Annotated in this window: 18 protein-coding genes and 1 riboswitch; of the genes, 13 read left to right on the top strand and 5 right to left on the bottom strand. The window is 50.5% G+C overall.

What is annotated here, in order from left to right; translation table 11 throughout:
* Nucleotides 1–35 precede the first annotated feature (35 nt).
* Nucleotides 36–1,760 carry an assimilatory sulfite reductase (NADPH) hemoprotein subunit gene (cysI, locus tag AC3RCL_RS12420; RefSeq protein WP_492535496.1) on the top strand — a complete coding sequence of 575 codons (1,725 nt, stop codon included), beginning with the start codon at nucleotides 36–38 and terminating at the stop codon, nucleotides 1,758–1,760.
* A 144-nt stretch (nucleotides 1,761–1,904) separates the two neighbouring features.
* Here the strand turns inward: cysI and AC3RCL_RS12425 are convergent, their stop codons facing one another.
* Nucleotides 1,905–3,110 (bottom strand): MFS transporter, encoded by a 1,206-nt coding sequence (locus AC3RCL_RS12425; RefSeq protein ID WP_492536331.1) that lies wholly within the window; start codon nucleotides 3,108–3,110, stop codon nucleotides 1,905–1,907.
* Nucleotides 3,111–3,451: 341 nt separating this feature from the next.
* Here AC3RCL_RS12425 and AC3RCL_RS12430 point away from each other — a divergent pair, with 341 nt between their 5' ends.
* Nucleotides 3,452–4,171 carry a YebC/PmpR family DNA-binding transcriptional regulator gene (locus AC3RCL_RS12430; RefSeq protein WP_145037993.1) on the top strand — a complete coding sequence of 240 codons (720 nt, stop codon included), beginning with the start codon at nucleotides 3,452–3,454 and terminating at the stop codon, nucleotides 4,169–4,171.
* 94 nt (nucleotides 4,172–4,265) lie between these two features.
* Here AC3RCL_RS12430 and AC3RCL_RS12435 read toward each other — a convergent pair whose 3' ends face one another.
* A complete protein-coding gene (locus AC3RCL_RS12435; protein ID WP_492535498.1) occupies nucleotides 4,266–5,486 on the bottom strand; it encodes a peptidase in 1,221 nt (406 codons plus the stop codon).
* 375 nt (nucleotides 5,487–5,861) lie between these two features.
* Here AC3RCL_RS12435 and AC3RCL_RS12440 point away from each other — a divergent pair, with 375 nt between their 5' ends.
* The 5 genes from AC3RCL_RS12440 to AC3RCL_RS12460 all read left to right on the top strand — a co-directional run bounded on the left by AC3RCL_RS12440 (nucleotide 5,862) and on the right by AC3RCL_RS12460 (nucleotide 11,513).
* On the top strand, nucleotides 5,862–6,776 hold the full coding sequence (locus AC3RCL_RS12440) for a LysR family transcriptional regulator (RefSeq protein WP_492535500.1): 915 nt from the start codon (nucleotides 5,862–5,864) through the stop codon (nucleotides 6,774–6,776).
* Nucleotides 6,777–6,904: 128 nt separating this feature from the next.
* Nucleotides 6,905–7,375 (top strand): DinB family protein, encoded by a 471-nt coding sequence (locus AC3RCL_RS12445; RefSeq protein ID WP_251496825.1) that lies wholly within the window; start codon nucleotides 6,905–6,907, stop codon nucleotides 7,373–7,375.
* A gap of 189 nt (nucleotides 7,376–7,564) precedes the next feature.
* Complete coding sequence (locus AC3RCL_RS12450) at nucleotides 7,565–8,086, top strand: GNAT family N-acetyltransferase (protein WP_096774205.1); 522 nt, start codon at nucleotides 7,565–7,567, stop codon at nucleotides 8,084–8,086.
* A 101-nt stretch (nucleotides 8,087–8,187) separates the two neighbouring features.
* A complete protein-coding gene (locus AC3RCL_RS12455; RefSeq protein ID WP_492535503.1) occupies nucleotides 8,188–10,734 on the top strand; it encodes a diguanylate cyclase domain-containing protein in 2,547 nt (848 codons plus the stop codon).
* A 146-nt stretch (nucleotides 10,735–10,880) separates the two neighbouring features.
* Nucleotides 10,881–11,513 carry a YdcF family protein gene (locus AC3RCL_RS12460; protein WP_492535505.1) on the top strand — a complete coding sequence of 211 codons (633 nt, stop codon included), beginning with the start codon at nucleotides 10,881–10,883 and terminating at the stop codon, nucleotides 11,511–11,513.
* A gap of 27 nt (nucleotides 11,514–11,540) precedes the next feature.
* Here AC3RCL_RS12460 and AC3RCL_RS12465 read toward each other — a convergent pair whose 3' ends face one another.
* From AC3RCL_RS12465 to dapA, 3 genes are all read right to left on the bottom strand, one after another.
* The gene (locus AC3RCL_RS12465) at nucleotides 11,541–11,996 is read right to left on the bottom strand and encodes a hypothetical protein (RefSeq protein WP_096774202.1); all 456 of its coding nucleotides are present in this window, start codon (nucleotides 11,994–11,996) and stop codon (nucleotides 11,541–11,543) included.
* Between the two features lie 24 nt (nucleotides 11,997–12,020).
* Nucleotides 12,021–13,463 carry an ATP-binding protein gene (locus tag AC3RCL_RS12470; protein WP_492535507.1) on the bottom strand — a complete coding sequence of 481 codons (1,443 nt, stop codon included), beginning with the start codon at nucleotides 13,461–13,463 and terminating at the stop codon, nucleotides 12,021–12,023.
* Between the two features lie 266 nt (nucleotides 13,464–13,729).
* A complete protein-coding gene (gene dapA / locus AC3RCL_RS12475; RefSeq protein ID WP_492535509.1) occupies nucleotides 13,730–14,605 on the bottom strand; it encodes a 4-hydroxy-tetrahydrodipicolinate synthase in 876 nt (291 codons plus the stop codon).
* Between the two features lie 111 nt (nucleotides 14,606–14,716).
* On the opposite strand from dapA, the gene AC3RCL_RS12480 reads away from it, so the two are divergent.
* The 6 genes from AC3RCL_RS12480 (at nucleotide 14,717) to AC3RCL_RS12505 (ending at nucleotide 23,315) form a co-directional block, all read left to right on the top strand.
* Nucleotides 14,717–15,592 (top strand): LysR family transcriptional regulator, encoded by an 876-nt coding sequence (locus AC3RCL_RS12480; protein WP_492535511.1) that lies wholly within the window; start codon nucleotides 14,717–14,719, stop codon nucleotides 15,590–15,592.
* A gap of 60 nt (nucleotides 15,593–15,652) precedes the next feature.
* Nucleotides 15,653–15,733: riboswitch (ZMP/ZTP riboswitch) on the top strand.
* 82 nt (nucleotides 15,734–15,815) lie between these two features.
* A complete protein-coding gene (purT, locus tag AC3RCL_RS12485; RefSeq protein ID WP_096774198.1) occupies nucleotides 15,816–16,976 on the top strand; it encodes a phosphoribosylglycinamide formyltransferase 2 in 1,161 nt (386 codons plus the stop codon).
* A 318-nt stretch (nucleotides 16,977–17,294) separates the two neighbouring features.
* A complete protein-coding gene (locus AC3RCL_RS12490; RefSeq protein ID WP_213578996.1) occupies nucleotides 17,295–18,653 on the top strand; it encodes an MATE family efflux transporter in 1,359 nt (452 codons plus the stop codon).
* Nucleotides 18,654–18,849: 196 nt separating this feature from the next.
* Complete coding sequence (locus AC3RCL_RS12495) at nucleotides 18,850–20,484, top strand: response regulator (protein WP_492535514.1); 1,635 nt, start codon at nucleotides 18,850–18,852, stop codon at nucleotides 20,482–20,484.
* A 7-nt stretch (nucleotides 20,485–20,491) separates the two neighbouring features.
* Nucleotides 20,492–22,324 carry a cache domain-containing sensor histidine kinase gene (locus tag AC3RCL_RS12500; protein WP_492535516.1) on the top strand — a complete coding sequence of 611 codons (1,833 nt, stop codon included), beginning with the start codon at nucleotides 20,492–20,494 and terminating at the stop codon, nucleotides 22,322–22,324.
* Nucleotides 22,317–23,315 (top strand): substrate-binding domain-containing protein, encoded by a 999-nt coding sequence (locus AC3RCL_RS12505; protein WP_213578993.1) that lies wholly within the window; start codon nucleotides 22,317–22,319, stop codon nucleotides 23,313–23,315. Before AC3RCL_RS12500 ends, AC3RCL_RS12505 begins: the two co-directional genes overlap by 8 nt.
* Nucleotides 23,316–23,396: the final 81 nt, after the last annotated feature.

The raw sequence follows: 23,396 nt of genomic DNA on the forward strand, positions 1-23,396 counted from the left end.
GTCATCCCTGTGGTTTTCGAGAGGAGAAAAGGAACATGTCTGATAATAACCTTGTATCACCGAATAGTGCGCCGCATAGCGATGTCGAGGACATCAAGCGTCGAAGCAATTATCTGCGGGGCAGTCTTGTAGAAACATTGGAGGATCGCATTACGGCATCGATTCCCGAAGACGATAACCGATTGATGAAATTCCACGGCAGCTATATGCAGGACGACCGGGACTTGCGAAACGAACGGCACAAGCAAAAGCTGGAGCCCGCTTATCAGTTCATGCTGCGCGTACGCGCAGCGGGCGGCGTCGTCACGCCGGAGCAATGGCTGATGATGGACCGCGTAGCCCAGAAGTATGCAAACGGCACGATTCGATTGACAACGCGTCAATCCTTCCAGCTCCACGGTGTATTGAAGTGGAATATGAAGAGCACCATTAAAGAAGTCAATGAAGCCATGCTTAGCACGTTGGCCGCTTGCGGTGACGTTAACCGTAATGTCATGTGCAATCCGAACCCCGATCAATCCGAAATTCATTCGGAGGTATACGAATGGGCACGCATGCTCAGCAGTCATCTCGATCCGCGTTCGCGTGCGTATCATGAGATTTGGCTTGACGGCGAGAAGATCGTGGACAGCACGCAGAATGGAGAGGAACAGGAGCCGATCTACGGCCCGGTGTACCTGCCGCGGAAATTCAAGATTGGGATGGCCGTGCCGCCTTCCAACGATGTCGATGTTTATTCCCAGGACCTCGGCTTCATAGCGATCGTGGAGGACGGCAAATTAAAAGGCTTTAACGTCTCGGTAGGCGGCGGCATGGGAATGACGCACGGTGATCCGCTAACCTATCCTCAAGTGGGGAAAGTCTTCGGATTCTGCAAACCCGAGCAGATCGTGGACTTGGCCGAGAAAACGGTGACGATTCAGCGTGATTACGGAGACCGCGCAGTGCGCAAGCATGCTCGTTTCAAATATACGATTGATGACCGCGGAATCGATTGGTTCGTTAACGAGCTGACCAGCCGTCTGGGATGGAAGCTGGAGGAGGCAAAGCCGTTCCATTTCGACCATAACGGCGATCGTTACGGCTGGGTAAAAGGCAGCAACGGCAAATGGCATTTCACGCTGTTCATCCAGAACGGGCGCGTGAAAGACGATGCCGATTACCTGCTGATGACGGGTCTTCGCGAAATCGCCCAAATCCATAATGGCGATTTTCGATTGACGGCCAATCAGAATCTGATCATTGCCAATATCAGCAGCCACAAAAAGAAGAAGATTGAAGAACTCATCAAGCGTTACGGGCTGACGGACGGCCATCATTATACTGCGCTGCGCAGAAATTCCATGGCATGCGTAGCCTTGCCGACTTGTGGGTTGGCCATGGCCGAATCCGAGCGATATTTGCCGACGCTATTGGATAAAATCGATCCGATCCTGGAAGAGAACGGACTGAGCGAAGAGGACATCGTCATTCGAATGACAGGATGCCCGAACGGCTGTGCCAGACCGATGCTGGCCGAAATCGCGTTTATCGGTAAGGCACCGGGCAAATACAATATGTACCTGGGCGGCGGATTCTCCGGACACCGCCTGAACAAGCTTTATAAAGAGAACATCGGGGAGGCTGAGATTCTGGACTCCCTTCGCCAGATCATGAAGCAGTACGCAGAAGAACGCGAGATCGGCGAGCGCTTGGGCGATTATGTCATTCGCGCCGGTTACGTGAAGGAAGTATTGGACGGTCAACAATTTCACGCGTAATTCTACTAAGTTATTAACAAACCGGAGCCCTTCTTAAAGAAGAACTCCGGTTTGTTACGTTCATCGCACCTCATTGTCCGTCTCGCCCCATATTTCAAACCAAAGAGCCGCCTCTCGAAATGGGAGGCGGCTCTTTTTCGCTGCTCATTGCTCCAATACGCCGGCCGTGCTCGTTTTCTTTTTAAATAATGGGATCAGCAACGCCGATCCTGTGAGGAGCAAGAGTGCACTGACCGCATAGACGAAGAACAGGGACAGCTGGTCTTTGAGCAATCCTCCCAGCGACATGCCCAGCACCATCATGCCCATAAAGATCGGGGTAAGCGCGCCGCCCACCCGACCAATATATGGCCCCTCCGCATTGTTTAGGATCAGGGTGTTGATTCCAATGTGGATGGCGGGGTAGAAGAATCCGTTAAGCACCAGAAGCAGCAGCGTAAACATGATGTTTGTTGACCAGCCGATACCGAGGTTTCCGATAGCACTAACGGTCAGTCCGAAAGCCAGTAAGGTTTGAGGGGTTATTTTCTTGGCAAATGCCATGACGAATCCCCCTCCGGCAAGCATCGCCGCCCCATTGACGGTTAACAGCCATTGCAAGAATGATTTATCCTGCCCGAGGTTCTCAATCGTCACAAAAATCGCGAGCGGCTGGATAAGTCCCGATGCCAAGCCAGCGGCGGCGAAGGTCGCACCTAGTGTTCGGAGCGTTTGATTACTCCATACATAACGAAGGCCTTCGATAAGTTCTTGCTGGAGATTCTGGTGCTTGGATTGTGTCTCTTCCAGCATATCGCGAGGCAATAAAGTCAGAATCAAGCCAGAACCCAGAAATAGGGCGCCTGTGGCGATCAGCGATATTTCAATGCCGTACTTCTGGTATACAAATGCGCCTGCGATCGGGCCGATGACCGTAAAGAAGGCAACCATGGATTGAAACATGGCCATTACGGATTGCAGCTGTTCAGCGGGCACATGCTGTTTGAACAGCTTCATCGCCGAGGGCTGGGAAAATTGCGACACGGTGGCAGAGAAGAACGTGAGTACCAGCAATGCCTGCCACGACCCGTTATGAACGGCGATCAGCACGAGAAATGCCGATAACGCGGACAAAACATCCGAACGGACCATGGTACGTTTAGGACGCCAGCGGTCGGCGAAAGTACCGCCGATGAAGGCAAACAAGAAAATAGGGGCAAATTCGGCTACGGATATGAGAGATACATACACAGGATTATTGCCTGTCATGTCCGTAACGTATAACAGAATGGCGAAGTTGCGGACCCAAATGCCGAGGTTCAAGAGTACGCGTGAGAACAAAACGGTTCGGACATACGGGTTGTTAAGCATCATGAATGATTCTCCTTTCGTGACCTGCATTGTGCAGGCTGGACATCGTAAAAAACAAGCGAATGCGCATTTCGTTGATTAATACATAGACATAATAATATTTTGTCTATAAATAATCAACATATATTTTGTGTTGTCTATAAATCGCTCGCCAAAAAGGCACTTCCCGCATTGGATCATGCGCTTGAAGTGCCTTCGAACCTGATGATTATTACGGGTATGTGTCTATTTTCCGGATCTACGCTCTTAACCTTGTTCAAGGGACTTAATAGAGATATAATGGACAGGGGTATTTATTGAATACCGGCTTCAGATTCAATGATGAAAGAGAGTCGAAACGTATGGGCCGTAAATGGAATAATATTAAGGAAAAGAAAGCATCCAAGGATGCTAATACAAGTCGCGTATACGCGAAATTCGGTGTGGAAATTTATGTTGCCGCCAAAAAAGGCGAGCCGGATCCTGAATCCAACCGTGCGCTGAAGGTTGTTCTTGAGCGTGCCAAAACATACAATGTGCCGAAAGCAATTATTGACCGCGCCCTGGATAAAGCCAAGGGCAGCGGGGACGAGAATTATGAAGAGCTTCGTTATGAAGGCTTCGGTCCGAACGGATCGATGATCATCGTCGATGCATTGACAAACAACGTCAATCGGACGGCACCTGCCGTGCGCTCTGCCTTTAACAAGAACGGGGGCAATATGGGCGTCAGCGGTTCGGTGTCCTATATGTTTGATCCAACCGCCGTCATCGGAGTGGAAGGAAAGACGGCCGAGGAAGTTATGGATTTGCTGCTCGAAGCCGACCTGGATGTCCGCGACATCTTGGAAGAGGAAGAAGCCGTGATTGTCTACGCAGAACCGGATCAGTTCCATGCGGTTCAGGAAGCATTCAAAGCGGCTGGCATAACGGACTTTACCGTTGCCGAGCTGACGATGCTGGCACAGAATTTTGTGTCTCTGCCGGAAGAAGGACAGGTGCAGTTCGAGAAGCTGATCGACGCACTGGAAGACCTTGAGGATGTTCAGCAAGTCTATCACAACGTGGAGTTTGAGGAATAGTTGATACGGATCGATATCCTATTAAAAACCATCGTATTCAGGAGTCCTGCGTACGATGGTTTTTTGCTGCATAGCTATTATTTTGGATTAACCCTCATTGGCCGGATTGAACAATGATGACTTCGGCCGAGGTGATGGCTGGAATGGACTTGGTCATGATAGGCGAGTGGTAGGCTACGACCTTCGTACCTGGTTTCAGTTCCGATTCCGTGCTGAGCCCCGCAATCACTTGCGTGTCTTCGGTAACGTTAAGAATGACGTCATTCTCCGTTGATTGGTCGGAGCCTACATTGATATACAGCTGGTCTTTGGTCGTGCGGTCGGATGCTGCAACGGTGCCTTCGATTTTGGGAGCGGTCGTTTCCGAAACCACGATCTTATCAGCGTGAGTCCGGGCAGGATAAATCAGGGTCATCACTTGGCTGTAATAGGCCTCGATGCGGAGATCTGCTTTCAAAGCTTCAGCCGTCAGCGGTTTACCCTTCGCATCGACGATCTCCGTATTTTCGTCTACGGTAAGGATGACGTAATTGACGCCGCCCGACTCCAGTGCCTGACCCATGACGGTGATTTTGTTATCTGCCTTGTCCGTAATGATTCCGTTCGTGCCGGCAGGTTCTTCTTGTACAGGCTCTTCTGCTTGGGCTTGAACCCGAATGTAGTTGGTTGACGATTGAGGCGGCATGCTTAACGCCACATAAGGTCCGTAGAAAGCGCGAATGCTCATGCCGGCTTCCAGGCCACCCGCATTGAGCGTGCTGCCGTCTGCATTGATGATTGTCGCTTTTGGATCCGGATGAAGCAGGATAGTCTCTTCACTGTCGTTGTACAGATTGGTACCCTCCACCAGAATGCCTTGCTTGGTTACCTCAGCGATGGTTCCATCAATACCCGCAAAGTCTTTATCCTGAACGATGATCGTAAGCGCTGAGCCTTGAGCAGGCAGACTCTTGGTGATGTTCGGGCCATAGAAGGCTTTAATTGCTTTGTTCTTGTCCACAATCGTTTGGAGTTGGACTTTGTTTCCTTTGGCATCGATGATTTTAGTGTCCTTGGAAATGGATAGCTTGATTTCTTGTTGATCGGTGGCACCGAGACCGCGGCCGGTGACCGTAATCCATTTGCCCGTTTTATCGTTTACGTATTCCGTTATATAACCCATGGTTCCAGGAACGCTTTTCTTTGCCTGATTCACGATGCTGCCTTGCCCCGTATGGACTGAAGCAGGAGGGGCGTCCTGTGCATTAGCGGCTGCCGGCAGTGCTGCCATCGCCAGAATTGTAGCGGTTGTTAATACTTTGTAGATTTTGTTCATGATAGGTATCCTCCAAGTGTAGATTATCCTAAAGGCTAGGATACAGCCAAGCCATGCGCGAATTGGTAAAATGTACTTGCTGCACCTCTATAGACGGGAGATCTGTAGAAATGTTGCAGCACGGGCGGAAAAACATGCTGAACGATTCCGTTATTTAACTAGAAGACGGGGGCAGCCATGGAACATATGAACTTGGAGCACGTGACAGATTTGTGCAAGCTGACGAACGAAAGTTTAGGCTTGCCTATGGTTATTGTAATCCGCATGATAGAATGAAATACTCGCTGACACCAGTCGGGATGTCGTTAACCGATCAAACCTTATCGGAAGCCTTCTTTATCACAGTGAATCGTTCAAGAATCGAGGGATGGATCCATGAATCTTCATGCACTCCGCATATTTAATGATGTGTCCAAAACGGGAAGCATTACGAAATCGGCCGGCAATCTAATGTTAAGCCAACCGGCCGTTACCGCCCAAATCCGCAATCTGGAGCGGGAACTCGGCTTGAAATTGATTGAGGCGAATGGGCGCAATATTCAATTGACAGAAGCCGGTGAAGCGTTGGCCGCGCACTCCCAGCGGTTATTTGCGATGGAAGCCGAGATGGAAGACATGATGCAAGCCATTAAATCTGGCCGGGAGGGAAGTTTGCGGATATGTGCGACGGAGCTGCCGGAGACCGCCTTGCTTCCCGGATGGCTGGTTGGATATAAACAACAGAATCCACGCATGGATGTGGAACTGCTGAAAGGGAATTCCAACACAGCGCTGCAGCGATTACGGGATCATTCGGTACATATCTCGTTCGTTTGCGGCAGTTGGTCCATAGAAGACGAGGTCATTGAGTCCTTTACGATTATGGAGGACGAATTGATTTTTGCCGTACCCGCAATTCATCGCCTAGCCGGCAGAGAAGTTACTCGATTCGAGCTTATGGAGGAGCCTTTTGTGCTGAGGGAGGAAGGGAGTTACACACGAAAACAGTTAATGTCTCTGATTGAGGCCTCAGGCATCCGGGGACCTCGTTCCTCCATCACGATCGAAGGGTTGAACGAAACCATTGAGGCAGTTAAAGCGGGTTACGGGGCTGCCCTGGTCCCGGCTCTATCCATCAAGACAGAGCTGGCTTCCGGCGAACTTAGCAAGGTAAAGGTAACAGGCGTAACGATCCCGCATCCCATACGGGTGTGTACCAAAAAGCTAGAAGCGATACCCGCACACATCCGTTCTTTTATTTCCTATATCCAGGCGGATATCCGCGAAAGACACTACGATATCCATGGATGATGAACGGCTCGCGCCTGATTCATCCATTTTTTTTATGAAACGAAGCGTAATCGGTATTATTCCTTTTTTATTATATAGGGTACACTCGGTTAAGCGGATGCTAGATCAGATGAGAAGGAGCGAGGTACATGCGACCATACCTTTTTGAACATTTGGAATTTGTACGTGCACAAACCTTAAATCTTGTAAGGGATATCCCGGATGATATGGCGGAATGGATTCCGAGCGGAATGAACAACCACGTGAAGTGGAATGCAGGACATATCTATTTGACGCTGGAACGGTTTACGTTCGGCGTGAATGGCGAGACCATGCACCTCCCCGAGCATTATACCGAGCTGTTCCAGACGGGCTCCAAACCAAGGGAGATCAACGCTTCATGGCCTTCCATGAGCGAACTTATCGAACGGCTTGAAGGTCAAGTCCAGTGGATCGAACAGAGGTACACAACACATCTGCAAGATACCGTCTTGTCTCCCTACACGACATCCAAAGGTTTAAAGTTATCCAAGATAGAAGAATTCTTAAGCTTCTGCTTATATCATGAAGGCATGCATTTTGATAAAATCAAATCGATATTAAGACAAAATACCCAGTAATTTTACAATTTATGAAGGGGTTTCATACATAAAGTCGAATAAAGTATAAACAGCCTGCAGCATGAAAGAGGGTGACCCGGCGTTATCAAGAAAGACAAAGATAAGGATGAACGGCGAATCGCATTTGTCCCTGTATTGAAGTGTGAGCAGAGAGGACACGGAAATACAACTTGAAGAGGAGTCGGGCAAATGCATATCGTTACCGAAAGATTAGTGATTCGCGAATTTGAACCAGGAGATTGGCAGGATGTTCTTCAATATACATCCGATCCCTTGGTGATGTTTTACATGCCGGAGCCGGTCCATACGGAAGAGACGGTGAAGGAATTTCTGGAGCAGAACAAGGGCGGGCAGGCGCATCATTATGCCGTCATGCTGCAAAAGGAACAACGCGTGATCGGACACATGGTGTTTCATCCCTGCTTTGGCGAACATACTTACGAGATCGGCTGGGTCTTTCATTCAGCCTACCACGGTATGGGGTATGCTACGGAAGCCGCCGGAGCCTTGCTTCAGTATGGCTTTGAAGCATTGGGAATACACCGGATCATCGCGACATGCCAGCCAGAGAACACGCCTTCGTATAAGGTGATGGAGAAGCTTGGCATGAGGAGAGAAGGCTGCTTTAGGCAGTGTATCCCTCGAGGCGAAGTTTGGTGGGATGAGTATTACTATGCTATCCTAGAGTCTGAATGGCGTACAATTTCATAGACCTGTTGTTATAATATGCTGTGCCCAATGTATCTCTTTATAACAATGAGATGCATTGGGCATTTGGTTTTAAATCTGTGAATAAGGGAAGTTGATAAGCAATGACTGAACAGGATGCACTTAATCGAAAGTTACTGACGGAGGGCGATTATGTAACGGATGAACCGATCGACCTGACCAATTGCGAAAAAGAACCTATTCACATTCCAGGATACATTCAGCCCCATGGCGTACTGCTTGCCATTAATCCTATCGACGATTTCAGGATCGCGCAGTGCAGCCGAAATACGGAGCAGCTGCTCGGGATCAGCGCCGAATCCCTTTTGGGACAGAGCCTTGAGGAGCTTATTGGAAAAACGCAATTTGAGCTTATGATTCGCCGAGACCTTCAAGCAATAGCGACACCGGACTTACAATATATCAATCTTACGATTTCGGTTGCCGATGAGCCGATTGAGTTTATCGGAATTCTTCACGAAAGCGAAGGGCTGATTCTGCTGGAACTGGAGCCGGTTTCGGAAGATACCGTGCCCTTTACGGATGATTTTGAATGGATCCAGACTTTTTTCAGTCGGATGAAACGAACCGAGAATCGGGTTGAAGCAAGTCAAGTGGCTTGCGAGCTCGTGAAGGACATTCTGGGTTATGACCGTGTGATGCTGTATGAATTCGATGATCAATGGAATGGAAAAGTGATTGCCGAAGCCAAAGAGCAAGGGCTGGAATCCTTCCTGGGCCATCATTATCCGGCATCGGATATTCCTCGGCAAGCCCGTGAACTGTATTTGAGAAATTGGCTGCGTACGATTGTTGACGTGGGTTATGCGCCGGTCGAGATCATCCCCACCGTGCAGCCTTTGACCGGAAAGCCGCTGAACCTCAGTTTATCCGTTCTTCGCAGCGTGTCGCCGCTTCATATTGAGTACCTTCATAATATGGGGGTCGGCGCGACAACCACGATCTCCCTTATCCATGACAACCAATTATGGGGATTAATCACCTGCCATCACTACAGCCGAAAATACGTATCTCACCGCACCCGCAACTTGTGCAATTTTCTGGGATCCTTTTTCTCCAACGAACTGTATCAACGCCAGCAGCTCGACGATTACCAAACCGAGCTCAGGCTTCGAATTTTATCCGCCCGTTTTACCGAAATTTTCATCGGCAACACCGATGTCTATCAGGTGCTTGAGCAGCTTGAGACCGAAGAGCAGGGCCTGCTGGATTTAATGAGCGCTACCGGTGCCGCCGTCTATTACCAGGACAATTTGATGCTGTACGGCACGACGCCCACCTCGAAGCAAGTCATGGAGCTGGCCGGCTGGTTATCCGCCCAAGCAGAGGATTATACGTACCACAGCTCGAAACTCAGCGCAGAGTACGAGCCTGCCAAAGCATTCAAGGATGCGGCCTCCGGCGTATTGTATCTCGCCCTGTCGCCAGGTCAACAAAACTATGTCATGTGGTTCAGGCCGGAGGTTGTTGAAATCGTGGATTGGGCTGGCGATCCGGCCAAAGCCGTTATACAAGAAGAGGATAAAATGCGTTTATCCCCTCGAAAATCGTTCGAAAAATGGAGGCAGGTGGTGGAGGGCACTTCATACTCATGGAAGGCTCAGGAATTAAGCGTTCTCCCCCAATTGAAATCGATTGTCCGCAAGCAAACCGATTTTCAATTAAGACAAGCCAAAGAACAGGCCATTCAAAATGCACGCATATTCAGGGAGAACGAGGAGCGGTATTTGCAGCTTATGGGCCACTCCCCCGTAGCCTTCTTGTCACTGACAACGGCGGGAACCATCGTGTATTGCAATTCGCGGGCCGAGACGCTGTTTGGCGCAACGAGGCCGGAGGAACTGCTCCAGCTTGAAATATACACCTTGGCTAGCGATGGTTCCCGCATGGGTCTAAGAGAGCAGATCAAACGGATGGATCAGAATCAGGCCCAGCTCGTTTCCGGCAGCGGCTGGTTTGATACGATGGATGGAAAGAGGATGGAGCTTGAATATATGCTGGCAGCCATTCATCAGGGACGCAAATCGTCCATTATGGTCATTTTGAGAGAAGGTACCCCGGATGGAGGCCCCGATCGCGTATATTCCGATGTATTGAACCAGCTTCAGAGCTACGTGACAACAGATCCGTTGACCGAACTGCCCAATCCGGCTACTTTCGAAAAAGAATTGGCGACGGATTGGGAGGAAAGCGTTCAGAACCAGGTTTCTCTGGCCTTGCTGATGGTCGATATCGATGATTTCCGGGTGTATAACACGCTTCATGGTCTATATGGCGGCGATTTATGTTTGCAATGGATTGCCGACGCACTGAAAATCATAGGCGAATACTATGGAGCGGCCATTTCGCGTTACGGCGGCGGAACCTTTATATTGAAGATCAAAGAGACCGATCCCGACCGAACCTATGAAGTGGCCGAGAAGATACGTCAAGGCGTCCTGGCGCTCAGCATCCCCAAGGACCGAACGGAGGAAGACGGATTTATGACGGTAAGCGTAGGAGCGGCTTGCCTAACGCCCACCTCCATGCTGAGTCTTTCCCATTTGACTGACGAAACGGAAAAAGCCATGCATATTGCCAAGAGCAAGGGGAAGAACAGAGTCACGCTATATGGATATGAAACGGATTGATGTCCGTTGGAACCAAGAGGAAGTTGGATAATCAAAAGCCTGCAGCTCCATTATGGAGCTGCAGGCTTCTTTGCTGTATTATATCCCTGTACATATGATGCTAAAATGAAGACTGGAGTTGAACGAGTGGAAGTTGGAGGTGTTGCATGACCCGATTGATGCAGCCGCGGAAAGCAGGAAGCAGAAGAAAGTGCGTCTTGTTGAGAGTTTTGCTGGGACTGATAGCCATCATGCTGGTTTATTCGATTAATGTGGGATACACGATTTGGAAATATGCAGGGCGAACGGTGAATATTCCCTCCGATGCAGCGATCGTTTTGGGTGCAGCAGTATGGGAGGGGAGACCTTCGCCTGTGTTTCAGGGGCGCATCGATCATGCGTTATGGCTGTATGATCAACAATACGTAGACAAGCTCATTTTTACAGGGGGACGCGGGTCCGAAGAGGAAGTAGCCGAATCGGAAGCGGCCAAACAATATGCCATCGAACACGGCGTTCCGGAGAGGGACATCCTGGTAGAGACGAGTTCGACGATCACCGAGCAAAACCTGTATTATGCGAACAAGATAGGCGATGCGGCAGGGCTGTCCTCATATATTATCGTGAGCGATCCGCTGCACATGAAGCGGGCGATGGCGATGGCTGAAGATATGGGTCTCGAAGCCAATCCTTCTCCCGCGTCACGGAGCGCTTACCAAAGCGTAAGAAGCAAGCTCCCCTTTTTATGCAGAGAGGTCTTTTATTATATCGGTTATCATCTGGCGAAACCCCTTCGATAAAAGATCCGATAATGCGCAGTTTGCGTGTTAGTCCAGACTTCCGAGATCATTGGCAAGCATCTGATGGCTTTCCTTATCCGTTACCCTGTCGAGATAACTTGCCGCTTTTTGCTTGGATGCCAATGCAAGCTCCTTGTTCCTCAGAACCAGATAGGCTCTGGCTTCCGCTTCGTATCCGTAACCGATGTAGAAGGGTTCGAGGTTAGCCGATGACCCGATCGTGATGCAGCGCTTGGCATAATGCAGTGCTTGATCGCCCTGACCCGTTACCGCGTATACTCGGGAGAGCTGCCAATACCCGATGGACAGGTTGCGCTCTGTATGATCCGCCACCCGGCTCCAATGCCAAAAGGAAGCATGACACATGTGAATCATGTTCTCTTCGTCTTCCGTCGTCCGCTGCTTCTTCTCCAAGATATCCCAGACCTGATTGAAGCAGTTTATTGCAAATTGTTTATGTAAGTTTGAATCTTGAATGTCCATGCCTATGTCCTCCGATTGTACGCATTATAATGCAGGTAAATGGATCGTAAAGGTTGTCCCATGATCAGGAGTGCTCTCCACGTTCATCGTACCGCCGTGATTATGAATAATATTCTTGGTAATCATGAGACCGAGTCCCGTGCCGGTGTCTTTCGTTGTAAAAAAGGGCTGTCCCAGTGATTGGATCTGATCCTGCGTCATCCCAACTCCTTCATCCTGCACGATAATCTGTACCTCGGGACCGCTGTGCACAATGTCCAAGGTGATGCTTCCCCCGTGATTCATCGCTTCCATCGCGTTTTTCAGCAGATTGATGAACACTTGCTTGAGCTGGTTGACTTCGCCCTGCACATAGATCGGAACCAGTGGATAATGGGGAATGATCTCTATATTCTTGAGAGCGGCTTGCACCTTCATCAGCGTAATGATCTGATCCAGTATGGCCGACACGTCGATGGGTCCGCTCACGTGGGCGCCCTGCGGTTTGGAGAGCACCAAGAGTTCATTGACGATGAGCTCGATGCGTTTGAGCTCCGATTCGATGATTTCAAAATAAAGCTCGTTGCTGCGTTCCGCGGATCGCAATAACTTCACGAATCCATTAATCGATGTCAATGGATTTCGAATTTCATGAGCGATGCCGGCGGCCAATTGGCCGGCGGTCGTCAGCTTCTCGGATTGCATCACGCGGTCCTCTTCCATTCGCTGCTCCGTGATGTCCTTGAAGATGCCGACGGCCGCATTCTCGCCTTCATATTGTATGATTAACGTGAATCCCGTGACCATCTTCTCCTGCCCGTCCAGACAGCGTATCAGATAATCGACGCTTCCGATTTCTCCGCTCTCGGTGTACGTTGCCCTGCGTTTCATCAATGCTTGATGATACGATGCGTCGACGATCACGTCGGTTGAAATGCCCAGCACGTCATGTGAGTGCGTCGCATTGACGAGTCGGAGCGCGGCAGAATTAACATAGTGCACAATGCCTTTTTTAGTTATGAGTACGGAGAGAGGGAGCTCTTCCAGCAGCTGCAGAAACGAATTTTCCTTCTCGTTCAGCTTCTGTTCCTTCTGCTCCAGCTGTTTCATGAGCTGCCTCAGCAGCGATCGATCCTCGAATTGTACCAAGTATCCCTTGGGTCCCCGCTCCGGATCGTGATCAACGCTGCAGCGTGCAATAAGGTATAACTCGCGATCAGACGGATGACGGTAAGCATATTCAACCGGGGGGACGGATGGCTGATGACCCTGGGCAGCCCTAGCGTTCTGAATCACTCTATTCAATAACTCGCGGAGGCTGTTTTCTTCTTGCGGCGCCCCGGCAGTTAACTCCTGCGGCGAGTAACCCAACAGATCACATAGTGCCGAATTGACCTTAAGAATCGTTCCATCTAGCGATACCAAAGCCATACCGATTACAGATTGTTCGAAGGCAAAATCATGATTAGGGGTGGAATAGGGCAGCACTGCAAGTCTCCTTTCAAATTTCTGGGAGGAATTGAATGTACCCATATTATAAGTGGGGCGATTTCATTCATCAATCCTTTAAAGCGATAGATTTAAGCAGGATTTCTTTTTTTGCGTAAAATGTCAGTATCATCCATCCCATCATCTGCTGATTGAAAGCATGTGCGCCCTATCGCATCCGAATCATCCATTCAAGAGAGGCAAGGCAGCGTATGCGCCCCGCCACTCTTGAGGAGAAACCTGTTACGTCCACGATTTAAAGTTTCTCAGTTTTTGAGTGCTTGATCCAAGGATAGCTTGAGCTCATCCGTAATGGGGCCCATCGGCAGGCGCAGGGTGTCGGATGAGATAAGGCCTTGCTTGGCAAGCAGCCATTTTAGCGGAGCGGGATTGGATTCTGCGAACAACTGATGAATAACGGGAAGCAGCACTTCAAACTCCTTTTCGGAACGAGAATAATCCCCTTGGGCAGCTAATTGATACACACGAATAAAAGCCTCGGTATTCACATTGGCCGACGCTAAAATGCCCCCGGATGCACCATGACGCAGCATCTCATGAAAGCGGACATCGTCCCCGCATAGAACAGGCTTCGTATCGTATGGAGACAAGCTTCTCATAAGCTCCGTACTCGCAGTGCTGTCCTTCATTCCGATGACACCGGGGATCTCCATGATTCTTCGAATGACATCGACCGGTAAGGAAATTCCAGTGCGCGAAGGAACTTCGTACAAAATAACCGGTATCCCCACCTCCGCGACTTTGCAGAAATGTTGTATAATGCCCTCAATCGAAGGGCGGCTGTAATACGGCGTGACCACCAATACCGCGTCTGCCCCGATATGTCCTGCCCATTCCGTCCGCTTCATGCTGGAGAACGTATCGTTGGTACCCGTACCAATAATGACCGGCAATTGCCGCACGTCCAGACCTTTTCGCGTTTCCTCCACTACCTGAACGACCTCTTCCCAAGTTACCGTCGGCACCTCTCCGGTCGTACCGTTGATGATCAATCCTTGAATGTCATGGGATAACAAATTCTCCAAATAACGATGATAAGACGGAACATCCAATGCGTATTCATGTGAAAAGGGAGTGACCACCGGAACATAAATACCTCTCAAATCTTGCGGACTCAACATGATCTTTCCTCCATTTCATGAATTGTGGCTTTACTTTACCATGGGAATCGGGATCGGGGTTATCTATAATATTAGATAGTTATTATCAATATTATTGATGAGGAGAGAGCGATGGAACTGATCTATCTGCAAACCTTCAGGGAGGTTGCTGTTCGAAAGAGCTTTACTAAAGCTGCTGACGAATTGGGTTATGCACAATCCAGCGTTACCACCCAGATCCAGAAGCTGGAGAAGGAGTACGGCGTCAAGCTGTTTGAACGGTATGGTAGAGGCCTGCGCCTGACGAAGTCAGGGGAGGAGCTGTTCAAGTATGCTGTCCAAATGCTGGATCTGTTCCAGCAGTCTAAGGAAAAGCTGACGAAACAAGGCGGGGGCATCTTATCGATTGGAACGATCGATTCGCTTGCCGCATATTTTCTTCCATCCGTCCTTCATCGGCTAAGACAGGAGCATGAAGATCTTGCCATCCGCTTGCAAACGGATCGTGAAGATAGCATCGTCAGTAAGGTAAGAGAGGGCGAGTACGATCTCGGGCTTATTCTGGAGAACAAACCGGAAGACACTTCATTGAATTGGATCTCGATCCGGGAAGAGCCCCTCCATCTGATTGCCCATCCGGATCATCCGCTTCACAGGTTGCCCGTCATCGAGCTGGAGCATCTGGCTGATTACGAATGGATTATGACCGAGGATACTTGCAATTACCGAATCATGTTGGAAAAAGTGCTGCGCGCCGGCGGAGCTCCTGTTCGTATTGGTTTGGAATTGGGCAACCCCGAGGCAATCAAAAGATATCTCATGTCCGGTACCGGCATCTCCCTATTGCCGAGAATGGTAGCAGAGGAGGAAATCAAGAGGGGAGAGCTGGCGGTTCTTCCCTTTCAACACCCTGACATTCGACTGGACATCCAGATTGTCGTTCATCCTAAGAAATGGCTGTCACACTCGCTTCAGGATATGATCGAAATGTTGAAGTCTAAATCCTAAGGACGCAGGCTGATATTGCATTTAACGAAAATATTCAGTATCATTTATGTAACAATGTATAGGTTTATGTGTGACTGGCGTAGCATGGGGAACCATGAGGGAGCACATGAATGACAACGGCCGTACGCCTGGGCAGAGGTAAGGGAGTTTATTTCCCTTACCTCTTTATTATTTTCTTGGGCTTCTATCGTCTCTGAAACTATGAAAAGGGGATAAAACAACGATGTTCAAAACGAAAAAAATATTGCTGCTGGGATCCGGAGAACTAGGGAAAGAAGTCGTAATTGAAGCACAACGATTGGGTGTCCAAACCGTAGCCGTCGATCGTTATGCCGATGCTCCTGCCATGCACGTTGCCGATCACAGCCATGTGATCGATATGCTGGACGGAGAGAAGCTGCGCGCTATTATTGAGTTGGAAAAGCCGGACCTGATCGTTCCGGAGATTGAAGCGCTGGCTACTGCGGAGCTGGTGAAGCTGGAGGATGAGGGGTTTCGGGTGATTCCTACCGCCAGAGCCGCAAAGCTTACGATGGACCGTGAGGGGATCCGCCGGTTGGCATCAGAGGAGTTGGGTCTGCCGACTGCGGACTATCGATTTGCCGATACCTATGAGGAATTCAAGCAGTCTGTCCTGGACATGGGTTTTCCGTGCGTGATCAAACCGTTGATGAGCTCCTCCGGCAAAGGTCAAAGCGTGTGCCGTTCGGAAGGGGATATCGAGTCCTGCTGGAACATCGCCATGGAAGGCGGCCGCGTGCAGAACGGAAGGGTGATCATTGAGGAATTCATTTCATTCCAGTCGGAAATCACGCTTCTGACCGTCCGCTCCGTCAATGGAACAAGCTTCTGTGCGCCGATCGGGCATATTCAGGAAAGCGGAGATTATATCGAATCGTGGCAGCCGCACGACATGTCTGAAGCGCAAATCGAGGAAGCTAAATATATTGCGCGGAAGATTACCGACGAGCTTGGCGGATACGGCTTGTTCGGCGTTGAATTATTTTTGGCCGAGGATAAGGTGTACTTCAGCGAGGTATCCCCGCGTCCGCATGATACTGGGCTGGTTACGCTGGTCACGCAAAATCTATCCGAATTTGCGCTTCATGTCCGTGCCATTCTCGGGTTTCCGATACCAGAGATCGAATTGATCACGCCGGGAGCCAGCCGCCCCCTGAAAGCCGGCCGAGAGCTGGAAGACTATACGATTACAGGCGCCGATCAAGCGCTGGCCGTTCCGAATACGCAGCTTCGCATGTTCGGCAAACCGGTAACCAAGGTCGGAAGACGAGTAGCAGTCGCGCTGTCAACCGCCGGCGATGTCGAAGAAGCGCGGTCACGTGCGAAGCTGGCCTTGGATAAGCTTGCCGTCGAAGAGGCATAAACATCGGAATTCCATAGGGATATCACATGTCATCATGTTGAAAAGGCCAACCGAAATGACCGGTTGGCCTTTTCAGTTATAGAGAAATCAGGGATCCAAATCGGGTACAGACTCTTCTAATGACGAGTACTTGCTTTTAGTTTTGATTTCGGGAATAAATAGGGAGAAATTTATGTTCTTTCATGATAAGATACACAAGAATACAAACGACCCTCACCCATTATAATGTTTCCATTCGATGCGATAAGCGCTGTTTGAAGCATAATATTTCAAATAAATCTCTAGAGGAACGTTTATTGACGGCATAGGAGAATCTACATGAGAGACATGACGCAAGGAAGTCCGATCAAGCTGATTATCATGTTTACCATCCCGCTTTTGATCGGTAATATTTTTCAACAATTTTACAACATGGCGGACACCCTTATCGTGGGACGTACCATTGGCGTGAACGCACTTGCAGCCGTTGGCTCGACAGGCAGCATTTTGTTTTTTGTCATCGGCTTTGCCCAAGGCTTGACGGCTGGCTTGTCTATCATAACGGCACAGCGTTTTGGAGCTAAGGATATCGCAGGCGTCCGCAAAAGCGTGGGAACGAGTATATGGATCAGTCTGGTGTTCACGGTATTCCTCACCATCGTGAGCGTTATATTTACGAGACCCGTCCTCGTCATGATGAACACCCCTGCCGAAATTTTGGATGATGCGTATTCGTATCTGATCGTCATTAACTGGGGCGTCGGCGCGGCCGTTCTGTTTAATTTGCTGGCTAACCTGCTCCGCGCTCTCGGCGACAGCCGGACGCCGCTTCTCTTCCTGGTCGTTGCAAGCATTCTGAACATCGTGCTCGACCTCTTATTCATTCTCGTATTTAAGATGGGAGTCGCCGGAGCCGGACTTGCCACGGTTGTATCGCAGCTGTTCTCCTGCCTGCTCTGTCTGATCTACATTCATAAGAAGGTCCCGCTCCTTCAATTCAAGAATGCCGACTGGTCCATCGATTGGAAATTTATTCGCCAGCATATGTGGGTAGGTTTTCCGATGGGCTTCCAAGCCTCCATTATCGCCATCGGAGCCATTATTCTGCAGATCACGCTAAACGGTCTCGGGGCATCAGCCGTTGCGGCTTATACCGCTGCACAGAAGATTGATATGCTCGCCACGCAGCCGATGAGTTCCTTCGGGATTACGATGGCGACTTTTGCCGCTCAGAACTTCGGAGCGAATCGCATAGACCGGATCAAACTGGGGGTTAAGCAGTGTATTTGGCTCTCGGGATCATTCAGCATCGCCGTGGGCCTGCTGGTTATATTCGCGGGTCCTGCCGCCGTCAGCCTTTTTGTGGGTCAAGGCCAAGAGGAATTGCTGTCGCTCAGCAGGCTGTATTTCTTATCGAACGGCAGCACCTATCTGCTTCTTTCGCTGCTCTTCATCTACCGCTTCACGCTTCAGGGGCTTGGTCAGAGCTTAATTCCCACTGTGGCGGGCATCATGGAGCTGATCATGCGGGTACTGGCTGCTATCTTCCTGACCGCGCAGATCGGCTTCCTCGGTGCAAGCCTGGCAAATCCGCTGGCTTGGCTGGGCGCCGTCATCCCGCTCGGCATCGCTTACTATCTGAGCATCAAGAGGTTGAGCACGCCGGTAAAACCCGTCTCCGTACCCGTTCAGGCGTAAGGAATGCTGCACAATCGATTTCGGAACGAATCATGACTCCAGGAACAGGGAAGCGCTGTTTCGCTGGAGTCGTGCATTCGTTCTTTTTTTTGTTGCAAAAAACATAATGTGGAAGATTCCCAATTTGGGTGCGGCGAGGTAAGATCACTATAGATTCAGTTTGCAACCGAACAGGACAGAAACGGGAGGGGTCGCATTGTATAAAGTGCTGTTAGTGGATGATGAAGCCGATGTGAGAGAAGGCCTCGTTCAGGAAATCCAATGGGAAGCCTGCGGATTCGAGATCAAGGGGACGGCGGAGAACGGAAGAGAGGCCGTGGAGGCTGCGGAGCGGTTGGAGCCGGATGTCGTTATTACCGATATCAGTATGCCCTTTCAGGATGGACTGCAGCTGGCCTCATGGCTAAGGGAGCATCAGCCGCTGTGCAAAATCGTGATTTTGACCGGCTATGACGAATTTGATTACGCCCGCCAAGCGATTACGCTCAGCGTGGATGAGTATTTGCTCAAGCCGTTCTCTGCCGAAAGCTTCATGGAGTTATTAGGCAAGATCAAGGACAAGATCGATATGGAGGTGGCGGAGCGAGAGGACATGCGCCAATTGAAGGAGCATTACCGGACAAGCCTGCCTTTGCTTCGGGAATCATTCCTGGCTTCGCTGTTAACCCGAAAACTGCCCCGGTCCATCATTGAGGAGAAAACTCGGAATTACGGCCTTCCGCTGAACGGCGCCTGTTATCTCGCCGCGGTGTTGGCTTTATATCCGGCGGCTGAGCATAAGGAGAGTGCTCCATCAAGCTCCCTGCGGCATTCCGGCGATATGGACTTGATGCTGCACGCCATGCTGAACATTGCGAAAGAGCTGATAGATCCCCTTTCTTTTGGAAGCGCATTCATATATCAGGATAGCATCGTGTTCTTGATTACGAATGACGGCTGCGAGGACGAGTCATGGTTTGGCGACCTGCAGGTGGCACTGGACCGTTTGCTCAAAAGCATTCTTCACTATCTGAAGCTGCCGGTTACGATCGGCGTGGGTTCCAGGGTCCGGACACTGTCCGATCTTAAGCACTCCTACCAGGATGCGCTGCTGGCGCTGGACTACCGGCTGATTCTCGGCGCCGAGAAAGTCATCTTCATCGATGACGTGGAGAGTCCGAGGCAGGAAGGGGTCCGTCTGGACGAATTGCAGGAGCAAGCGCTGATCCGCAATCTTAAGCTCGGAACCGCGGAGGAATTAAGTGAAGCGATTACGCACATTTTCGATGAGCTGATCGGAGCATCCTGCACGATTCAAGAGGTTCAGATCTATCTCCTGGAAGTCGTAACGGCCATACTTCGAACGGCTAAAGAATCCGGGATCGAGCTTGAGGAGATGTTTGGAGCGGGGTATCAGCTGCATGCCGAGATCTTCAAGTTTTCCGGACTACAGGAGGCTAAAGCTTGGCTTCAGGATGTCAGTTTGGCCATCCGCAAGCAAATCTCCAGCTCTAGGCAGCATGCCTATAAAGACATCGTGGAGAAAGCGCTCCAATACACGCGGGAGCATTACGGCGACCCGGATATATCGCTGCAGAAGCTGTGCATGCACCTGCATATCAGCACAGGCTATTTTAGCGGCGTATTCAAAAAAGAGCTCAAAATGACCTATGTGCAGTACTTAATGCAGCTGCGGATGGAAACGGCCAAGGAGCTTTTACGTTCCACCGACCTGAAGGCTTTCGAAATTGCGGAGCGAGTCGGGTTTGCCGATCCGAATTATTTCAGCTTCAGCTTCAAGAAGCAGGTCGGCGTTTCGCCTAAGGAATATCGGGCACAAGCGAGGGGGTAGGGCATCGGTGAAAATCACGTATACGAAGCGATACTCGGTCCTACCTTTTGTTCAACGATGGGTTAAGCGATTCCGGGCGCACAGCATTCAATCCATCATCATGTGGTCCTTCTCGGCGTTCATTCTGCTCATTGTGATCGTGGTAGCCGTACTGCTCTTCAATAAATTCTCGCGATCGGCAGAGCAAAGCGTATTCCTGAATGCCCAGCAAATCGTGGACCAGGTTAGCTATAATCTCGAGGATTACGTGGACGGGATGGCGCAGCTGTATCGGGCGATCGAGGAAAATATGCTGGCAGACGGGCAGTGGGACGATGAACAGGTGACAAAACAGCTCGATACGATCATGCGAAGCCGAGATGACATCGTCTCCATCGCTTTGTTTAATGATCAGGGCGACATGCTGCGGAACCATCCGGCCATTCCGGTCAAGCCCAGCGCCAAGGTGACGGAACAGAGCTGGTTTCACTCGGCCATGAGAGTCTCCGACCATCTGAGCTTCTCGCTGCCCCATGTTCAGAATTTATACGACCAAACGTTTGAATGGGTCGTCACGATGAGCAAAGGCATTACGGTCGTTCATGACGGGGAGCCGATGTACGTCATTCTGCTGGTGGATATCAACTTCAAGAAGATCGACGAGCTGAGCAGCCGCATCAGTCTGGGGAAGCGCGGGTATGCGTACATCATTGACGAAGGAGCGGGAAATATCGTTTACCATCCGCAGCAGCAATTAATCTACATGGGGCTTCGGAATGAGAGCGTTGAGCGGGCGCTGACCTCCTCGGAGAGCTACATTGATGAATCGGATGGGGTCAAGCGGCTCAATACGGTCAAATCGGTCGTCAATATAGGCTGGAAAATCGTGGGCGTATCCTATTTGGATGAGATCATGACCACAAGAGAAGAGGTCAACCGTTATTTGGTCCGGGTGGTTGCCATAGTCTTGGTGCTGGCCATCGCGGTATCCCTGATTCTTTCGGCCATGCTCACCCGGCCCATCCGCCGCATGGGCCGAACGATGAAAGCCGTGGAACGGGGCGATTTCGACGTGGAGCTCCCGTTGCAGGGACCGCTTGAAGTAGTGCAGCTGTCCAGCCGTTTCAACCTGATGCTGAATAAGATCAGGCAGCTCATGAAACAGATTGTGAAGGAGCAGGAATCGAAGCGTAAATATGAGCTGGAAGCCTTGCAGGCCCAGATCAACCCTCATTTTTTGTACAATACCCTGAATTCGGTTGTTCGCATGGTAGGAATGAGCAAGAAGGAGGAGGTCATTACGATGATTACTTCCTTGTCGAAGCTGTTTCGCTTGAGCTTGAGCAAAGGGAAGACATCGATAAGCGTCCGGGAAGAGCTGGAGCACGCACGGCATTATATGACCATACAACAGATGAGATATAAACAGAAATTCGATTTTACGATCGAAGCGGACGAAGCCGCGCTATCCTGTTACACCCTCAAGCTGGTGCTTCAGCCCTTAATCGAGAATGCCATCGTGCACGGCATCGAGTATATGGTGGATCAGGGGCATATTCGCATAGGGGCAGCCGTAAAAGGCGAATTGTTGGAAATGACGGTTACGGATAACGGGGTTGGGATGACGCCCGAGATGGTTGAAGGAATCTTGGACGCTAAAGAGACGCCTCATAACCCGGCACAATTTATCAATTCGGCCGGTTCCGGCGTGGCCGTTCGAAATGTCCATGACCGAATTCGCCTGTATTACGGCAAACGGTACGGGCTGGAATTCGAGAGCGAGCAGGAGGCGGGCACTACCGTTCGCATACGGATTCCGGTCATTCACGATATGGACGAGGAGGAACGCGAGCATGATTAGAACTTTTCGGCCGCTGCGGTTGCCGATTGGACCTAGGGGATGTTTCGCTGCACTCGTCGCTGTCCTGATCCTCTTAACATCGTGTTCATCCGATACGGACCCGGATGAGGAGCCCGGGCTTCAACATATTGCCCTTGTGGCTCCCGTACACGCCGAAGAGCAGGGGGATGCAATCCGTTTAGGCGCCGAGGCGGCCGCCAAGGAATACGGATTGGCGCTCGATTATGTTTCCCTGGAGCCTAGCGACGATGAGGAGGAGCAGCTGCAGGCCGCTTTGAAGATGTTGGAGAAGGGCGCCTCCGCGATCTTGATCGACCCGGCATCGGAGGCTGTGCTGCAGGAATTAGGCGATAAGGCAGCGGCAGCGGGTACCCCCGTGATTGCATTGAATGATGAACGAATGACCACAGGTATCTTATCCGCGATCGCGATCAATAATGAAGCTGCCGGACGCAAGGCGGGCGAGCAGCTGGCCGACTTGCTTGAAGGTCGGGGTACAGTAGCCATCCTGCGTTCCGACAGGGAGGACCCCGACTTGATCGCCCGCGAAGAGGGAGCCAAACGGGCATGGTCAGATATCGGCGGAATTGAAATAGCGGGCGGCGCGGCTTGCGGCAAACGCGAGGATGCATGCTGGCAGGCCGCCAAACAGCTGCTGGATCAGGGCGCCGTCGACGGAATTCTGGCACTCGATATTCAGGCTTCCTTGGGAGCGGCTAAAGAAGTCGCAAGGCGGAAGGTTCAAGGTGAGATCAAGATTGTCACCTTCGGCAGCGATCTGGAACAGCTTCAGCTTCTTCAGGATGGCGTCCTTCATAAACTCGTGGTACAGAACGGATTCAGCACGGGCTACTTGGGCGTAGAGCAGGCTGTGAAGGTCATGGACGGTTCGAGATATGATAAGCCGATCGTGCTTGAGACCAAGGTGATCGATTCCGACAATATGTTCTGGATGGATAATCAGAAGGTGCTGTTTCCATTTGTGAAGTAATTAAGGAAGTCGCGAAGCCAATCGGTAAATGATGAGAATTTTGCTAGAAATCAGGAGGATTTTGAATTCGAATATCAGGGT

The sequence above is a fragment of the Paenibacillus sp. MT86 genome, assembly GCF_058792535.1.

Excerpts from the sequence above, each read along its gene's own strand:
- cysI (WP_492535496.1), top strand. The coding sequence starts at position 36 with ATGTCTGATAATAACCTTGTATCACCGAATAGTGCGCCGCATAGCGAT.
- AC3RCL_RS12425 (WP_492536331.1), bottom strand. The coding sequence starts at position 3,110 with ATGCTTAACAACCCGTATGTCCGAACCGTTTTGTTCTCACGCGTACTC.
- AC3RCL_RS12430 (WP_145037993.1), top strand. The coding sequence starts at position 3,452 with ATGGGCCGTAAATGGAATAATATTAAGGAAAAGAAAGCATCCAAGGAT.
- AC3RCL_RS12435 (WP_492535498.1), bottom strand. The coding sequence starts at position 5,486 with ATGAACAAAATCTACAAAGTATTAACAACCGCTACAATTCTGGCGATG.
- AC3RCL_RS12440 (WP_492535500.1), top strand. The coding sequence starts at position 5,862 with ATGAATCTTCATGCACTCCGCATATTTAATGATGTGTCCAAAACGGGA.
- AC3RCL_RS12445 (WP_251496825.1), top strand. The coding sequence starts at position 6,905 with ATGCGACCATACCTTTTTGAACATTTGGAATTTGTACGTGCACAAACC.
- AC3RCL_RS12450 (WP_096774205.1), top strand. The coding sequence starts at position 7,565 with ATGCATATCGTTACCGAAAGATTAGTGATTCGCGAATTTGAACCAGGA.
- AC3RCL_RS12455 (WP_492535503.1), top strand. The coding sequence starts at position 8,188 with ATGACTGAACAGGATGCACTTAATCGAAAGTTACTGACGGAGGGCGAT.
- AC3RCL_RS12460 (WP_492535505.1), top strand. The coding sequence starts at position 10,881 with ATGACCCGATTGATGCAGCCGCGGAAAGCAGGAAGCAGAAGAAAGTGC.
- AC3RCL_RS12465 (WP_096774202.1), bottom strand. The coding sequence starts at position 11,996 with ATGGACATTCAAGATTCAAACTTACATAAACAATTTGCAATAAACTGC.
- dapA (WP_492535509.1), bottom strand. The coding sequence starts at position 14,605 with ATGTTGAGTCCGCAAGATTTGAGAGGTATTTATGTTCCGGTGGTCACT.
- AC3RCL_RS12480 (WP_492535511.1), top strand. The coding sequence starts at position 14,717 with ATGGAACTGATCTATCTGCAAACCTTCAGGGAGGTTGCTGTTCGAAAG.
- purT (WP_096774198.1), top strand. The coding sequence starts at position 15,816 with ATGTTCAAAACGAAAAAAATATTGCTGCTGGGATCCGGAGAACTAGGG.
- AC3RCL_RS12490 (WP_213578996.1), top strand. The coding sequence starts at position 17,295 with ATGAGAGACATGACGCAAGGAAGTCCGATCAAGCTGATTATCATGTTT.
- AC3RCL_RS12505 (WP_213578993.1), top strand. The coding sequence starts at position 22,317 with ATGATTAGAACTTTTCGGCCGCTGCGGTTGCCGATTGGACCTAGGGGA.